Origin of the sequence: Mesorhizobium sp. M7A.F.Ca.CA.004.12.1.1 (genome assembly GCF_003997835.1) — a bacterium.
Lineage (GTDB): Bacteria > Pseudomonadota > Alphaproteobacteria > Rhizobiales > Rhizobiaceae > Mesorhizobium.
Map to the genome: position 1 here is coordinate 1 of NZ_RZRK01000375.1, position 5,866 is coordinate 5,866.

The following is a 5,866-nucleotide window of genomic DNA, read 5'->3' on the forward strand; positions in this document are numbered from 1 at the left end:
GATCCGGGTCGCACAGGCAAATTCGACGCAGCCCGCGCCGGCAGCGTCCGAACCGGTGCCGGTCGATGTCGGCGGCGGAGCGCCTGCCAAGCCGGAAGCCCCCGCGGAAGCAAAGGCACCGCCGGCAGCCGCGCCGCCCGAATATGTAGCCGACGCCAGCCATGTGGTGAGGCTTCCGGCCAACGCTTCCATCGACAACATCAAGGTCGACGGCCAAAACCTTCTGCTCGAACAGGCCGACGGCTCGGTGATCGTGATCAAGGACGGCGCCCTCAACGTGCCGACCTTCATCATCGGCGACGTCGAGGTGCCGCGCGTTGCGCTGCTGGCAGCGCTGGAAGCCAGCCATGTCGATGTCGCCTTCGGCGCCGACGGTTCCATGTCGGCCGGTCCTGGCGGTTCGAATTCAAGCGCAGGCGGAGATTTCTCGGTTCCCCCCGGCGGTATCGGCGACGGGTTCGACCTGTCGGCACTGCTGCCGCCGACTGCCTTGCAGTTCGGACTCCTGGAGCGGCGCGAACTGTTCCCGTCCATCGTCGACAGGCAGGTTTCAGTGACGGCCACGTCCTTGCTTGCCCCGACCGAAGCGGCCAGTGAAACCGGCCTCAATGGCGGCCAGACACAATCTCCCGGCAGCGACGCGCCAAGCAACGCCGAGACCTCCGGCATCGGAACGATCAGCATCGACGCGCCGGATGGAATTGGCTCGATCGTCATCAACGGCGTCACCGTCACCGGCGTCGGCCAGCAGATCCCGGGCGATTTCGGCTTCCTGACGATCGTCTCCTTCAATCCGAGCACCGGTGCCATCGAATACAACTACACGGTGACCGAATCAGTCGCTCATCCCAATCAGACGAACGGATTCGATCCCAACGACACGGTTCCGGACAATTTCAGCATCACAGTCACGGACGTTGACGGCGATTCGGCCAGCACCACCTTTGCCGTCGCCATCGTCGATGACGTGCCGACGGCGGTTGCCGATACCGACAGCATCGCGGCCGGCCAGTTTGGCCCGGCGACAGGCAATGTACTGGTTGGCGGAACAGATGCCGGCGACGCCAACGCGACGGACGGGGTTGCCGACACCAAGGGCGCCGATGGCGCAACTGTGGTTGGCGTGCAGGCCGGCAACACCAACACCGATGTCGACAATGCGGCCACGCTGAACGCGCCGATCCAGGGCAGCTACGGCACGCTGACACTGCTGGCGGACGGCTCCTACAGCTATGTGCGCGCTGCCGGCACGCCCGGCGGCGTCAACGATGTCTTCACCTACACGATCAAGGACGGCGACGGCGACACCTCGCACACCACGCTGACGATTTCGATCGGCAACTCGACGCCTGTGATCACCGACCTGACGCCGGAGGCCATCGGCGGCGACGTCGTCGTCAACGAGGCGGCGTTGAATATCGGCACGCCGGGCGGGCCTGGGTCCGATCCGGCAAGCACGGCCGAGACCGGCGCCGGCACCTTCACCGTCTCCTCTCCCGACGGCATCAACTCACTGGCGATCGACGGCAACGCCTTCATTACCAATGGCGTGTTCACGGCGGGCTCCTTCACCACCGCATTTGGCAACACGCTCAATGTGACGGCTTACAATGCCGCTACCGGCCAGGTGAGCTACATCTATACGCTGCTCGACAATGAGGCGCATGCCGCCGTCCAGGGCACCAACGACCTGTTCGAGAACTTCACCGTCACGTTGACCGACCAGGATCTGCAGAGCGCCAACGCCACGCTCTCCGTCAAAATAGTCGACGATGTGCCGGCGGCAGCGAATGAAGCCTCGCAGGCGGTTGCGGAAGGTGCTCCGGTGGTGACGGGAACACTGGACTTCGTTGCTGGCGCTGACGGCGCGACGGTGACGCATGTCAACGGCACGCTGCTGGCCTTCGATCCCGGCACGGGCTACTCGCAGTCGATCGACATCGGCGCCGGCAGCATCCAGGTGAAGGCGGACGGGTCCTACGCGTTCACGCCGGATGCCTCGGTCGACAACAGCTCGGGTCCGGTTGCGGTCAACGCCACCTATACGGTGACGGACGGCGACCTCGACACGTCGACGGCCAACATCGCCTTCACGATCACCGACGGCGCAGGCCCGGTTGCTGGGGCTCCGATCACGCTGGCGCTTGACGACCAGAACCTGAGCGACGGCTCGACGCCGGCCGGTCCGGACTCCGCCTTGAACTCGATCACCTTCACGCCGGGCTCGGATGCAATCGCCTCGATCGCCTTCGGCACCGATTTGAGCGGGCTGAACAGCGCCAACCTGACCTGGACCCGGGTGTCGGACACCCAGGTCGTCGGCAAGGACGGCGCCGTGACCGTGGTGACGCTCGATCTGTCGGTTGCCAACAATGTGGCGACGGTGACGGCGACGCTGAACAACAACTACGATGCCCATCCCGGCATCAATCTCGACGACTTGGTCAATCTGGGCCAAGTCGGCGTGGTTGCCACCGATAGCGACGGCGACCAGGCGACCGGCACGGTCAATGTGACGGTGTCCGACGACGTGCCGACGGCGAGTTCCGATATCGATGTGGCGCAGTCTGGCCAGACAGTTGTGGGTAATGTCGAGACCAACGATACGGCCGGCGCCGACGGCATCGCCTCGATTGCCTGGACGAATGTTGCGGGCAGCACGGTGACAGGCACCTATGGCGTGCTGACGGTCGATGCCAATGGCGGCTACAGCTATCACGCCAACCCGAACGCGTCGGGCGTCGACATCTTCAACTACACCATCACTGACGGCGACGGTGACACCTCGCCCTCGACACTGACAATCACCGTGTCGAGCGGCACGCCGCAGCCGGTTGCGGTAACGCTGACGGTTGACGAGGCAGCGCTGGACACCAGCACGACAGGTGACGACATCGACCATGGGACGGTGACGGGCACGAACCCGTCCAGCACGGCCGAGACTGTTACGGGAACGCTGACGCTCGGCGATCCGGACAGCCCGCATGTAACCAACATCGCCGGGGCCACGTCATCGGCTGTCGGCGGCAGCCCGGTGACTGTGCAGGGCACCTACGGCGTGCTGCAGATCGATCAGGACGGCCACTATACCTACACGCTAACCACGCCCTTCACGACGGCGCCTGCTACCGACAACGGCGCCGCGACGGAGCCCGGCAAAGACATGTTCACCTACACGGTGACCGACAGCTTCGGCAACAGCTCGACCTCGACCATCTCTGTTGACATCATTGACGATGTGCCGACGATCTCTGCGCCTGGCGCCAGCAACTCGCTGACGGTCGACGAGACGGTCCTCGCGACCAACGACACGCAGAGCTTCGCCGGTGCCTTCACGTCGAGCTATGGCGCCGACGGCGCTGGTGCGATCACCTATGCGCTTGGCTTCAATGCCGGAGCGACCGGTCTGGTCGACACGGCGAGCGGCCAGGCCGTGGTGCTGAGCCTCGAAGCCGGCCAGGTGGTTGGCCGTGCGGGTATTGGCGGCGCGATCGTGTTCACGGTCACCACCGATGCGTCGGGCAATGTGACGCTCGACCAGCAGCGTGCGGTCGTCCATCCGACGGCCAACCCGAACGAGCCGGTCAGCCTGAATGCCGACAATCTGGTGACGCTGACGGCAACGATCACCGACAAGGACGGCGACAGCTCGGCTGCGACGCTCAACATCGGCCAGAACCTGACCTTCCTCGATGACGGCCCGACGCTAAATTCCTTCACCTCGGGCACAATGCCAAATGAGGTTGGATCGGTCTCAGGGGTCTTCTCGCTGGCGGCGGGTGCCGATGGCCTCGATCATTTCAACATCACCGGACCTGCGATCACCGGGATCACCTACAGCACGACGACCGCGGCGGATGGCACAACGGTCCTTCACGGGAATTCGGGCGTGACCGAAGTGTTCTCCCTGACGGTAAGGCCGGATGGCACCTATGAGTTCGATCTCGTCACGCCGCAGGCCGCCACGACCGTCACGCAGACGCTCACAGGGCTGAGCCCGGGTGGTCCGACGCCGTTCCTCGAAACTCCGAACGGCCTGATCGAATTCACCGGTAACGGCAACGGCGTCAACTCTTCCACGCAAGGCTTCGGCGTTGACAACCAGTTCATCGACCCCAATGAAAACTTCACCATGGAGTTCCACACCTCCGCGACAGCCGGCAATGACGCGCCGACTCTCAATCCGAAGTTCATAGGCAGTCTCGATTTCAATGTGAACAATGGCTCTGGTTCGGTCTCATGGACGGCGACCAATTCCGTCACCAACCAGACCCAGAATGGAACGGCGACGGTGGTGAATGGACATCTCATCATCGACCCGACGATCGATTTCAACGTGATTTCGATAACCGGCAATGCCGATGCGAAAATGAGGTTGGCGGCCGTCGACATATCGCAGAACATCCTGCCGTCCGACTTGAACCTGCAGTTCCTGGTCTCTGCGACAGACCATGATGGCGATACGACCGCGACGCAGCCTGTGAGCATCCACGTGGTCGCAGGCGACGGTTCCGGCAACTTCACCCTTCCCGGCTTTGCCGGAACGGTCAACGACGTTATCGCCGGCAGCACGCATGCCGATACGATCTCGGGCGGTGCCGGAACCGACATTGCCGACTATACGGGCAGTGTGGCGGCGGTTTCGATCCATCTGGCCGACGACGGACATGCATCCGGGGCGCCGGTGACATTCACCAATCCGGGGCCTGGTACGATCGGCGGCGGCGATGCCACCGGTGACACTCTCTCGGGTATTGAGGGATTGATCGGCGGCTCGGGCAATGACTACCTGTCTGGAAACGCCGGCGACAATTATCTCGCAGGCGGTCTTGGCGCCGACACACTGAACGGCGGAGGCGGCAGCGATACTCTCGTCGGCGGCTTCGGCCAAGACACGCTTACCGGAGGCACTGGTGCCGACACGTTCAAGCTCGATCATCTCGACATCAAAGATCTCATCACCGACTTCAATGGTGGCGAGGGCGACAAGATCGATCTGACCGCGCTGTTCGACACGGCTCCTGGCGGCGGCGACATCGGCGACTTCGTGAATTACGACGCAGGGACCGGCGTGCTGAGTGTCGACACGAGCGGATCGGGAGATCCGGCCAATTTTGTCCAAGTGGCGGAACTCACGAACCACCCCGCGGCCAACACGATCACGCTGCTCTACGACGATGGCATAACCCAGCATCAGACAACGGCAAACGTGGTGTAACGCCATAGCGCACAACCACGCGACTATGTTATACGTCGCTAATATCTAGGGGAGCTCAATATGAAACGTTCTGCAAGACTGCTTGTTTCCGCTGCGACGCTGTTGCTGGCAGTCGGGTCGACGGGGTATGCCGCCGACATCATCGACGGTCCGACGGGCGACTATTGCCGTGTCGTCGGCACCTCCAACCTGGTGCTGAACGACAACATCGTCGATCTGAAGCAGGAGGTTGTGAAGTTGATGGACGAGTCGGTTGCCGTCGCCAACAGCTCGGAGTGGATCAACTCGTCGCGGCCCGTCTTCGTCTGGGCGTCGGAGGCCAAGGTCGCTTGCGGCAAGGCCTATGGCTACCTGAAGACGAACTACAAGGACGAAGACTACCTCAACAAATGCGAGTGTTTTCACGATCGCATGGTCGAGTACATGCACTGACCGGATAGCCACGCCTGTTGGCCATCATGACAGCCGACGGATCCTTCCTGAAGGCGGTCGCGGGTGCGATCGTGTTGTTTGGCTTTGTCCAAACGGTCACGCCGGCCAGTGCCAACTGGCTGGAACGACCATCCGTGAAACCACAGCTTTCGTCCGGACTGAAGCAACCGGTGCGCTGTGATCCGGCCACGGAGTGGACCCGGCAGGCTTTCAAGG

Annotated in this window: 2 protein-coding genes and 1 pseudogene; all 3 read left to right on the forward strand. The window is 62.9% G+C overall.

The window, feature by feature from the left end; all coding sequences use genetic code 11:
* Window positions 1–55: 55 nt before the first annotated feature.
* Window positions 56–5,218 carry a DUF5801 repeats-in-toxin domain-containing protein gene (locus EN984_RS19755; protein ID WP_206517445.1) on the forward strand — a complete coding sequence of 1,721 codons (5,163 nt, stop codon included), beginning with the start codon at window positions 56–58 and terminating at the stop codon, window positions 5,216–5,218.
* Between the two features lie 60 nt (window positions 5,219–5,278).
* Window positions 5,279–5,650 carry a hypothetical protein gene (locus tag EN984_RS19760; protein ID WP_127270682.1) on the forward strand — a complete coding sequence of 124 codons (372 nt, stop codon included), beginning with the start codon at window positions 5,279–5,281 and terminating at the stop codon, window positions 5,648–5,650.
* 26 nt (window positions 5,651–5,676) lie between these two features.
* Window positions 5,677–5,866: pseudogene (locus tag EN984_RS19765) on the forward strand (lytic transglycosylase domain-containing protein); the annotation flags it as partial.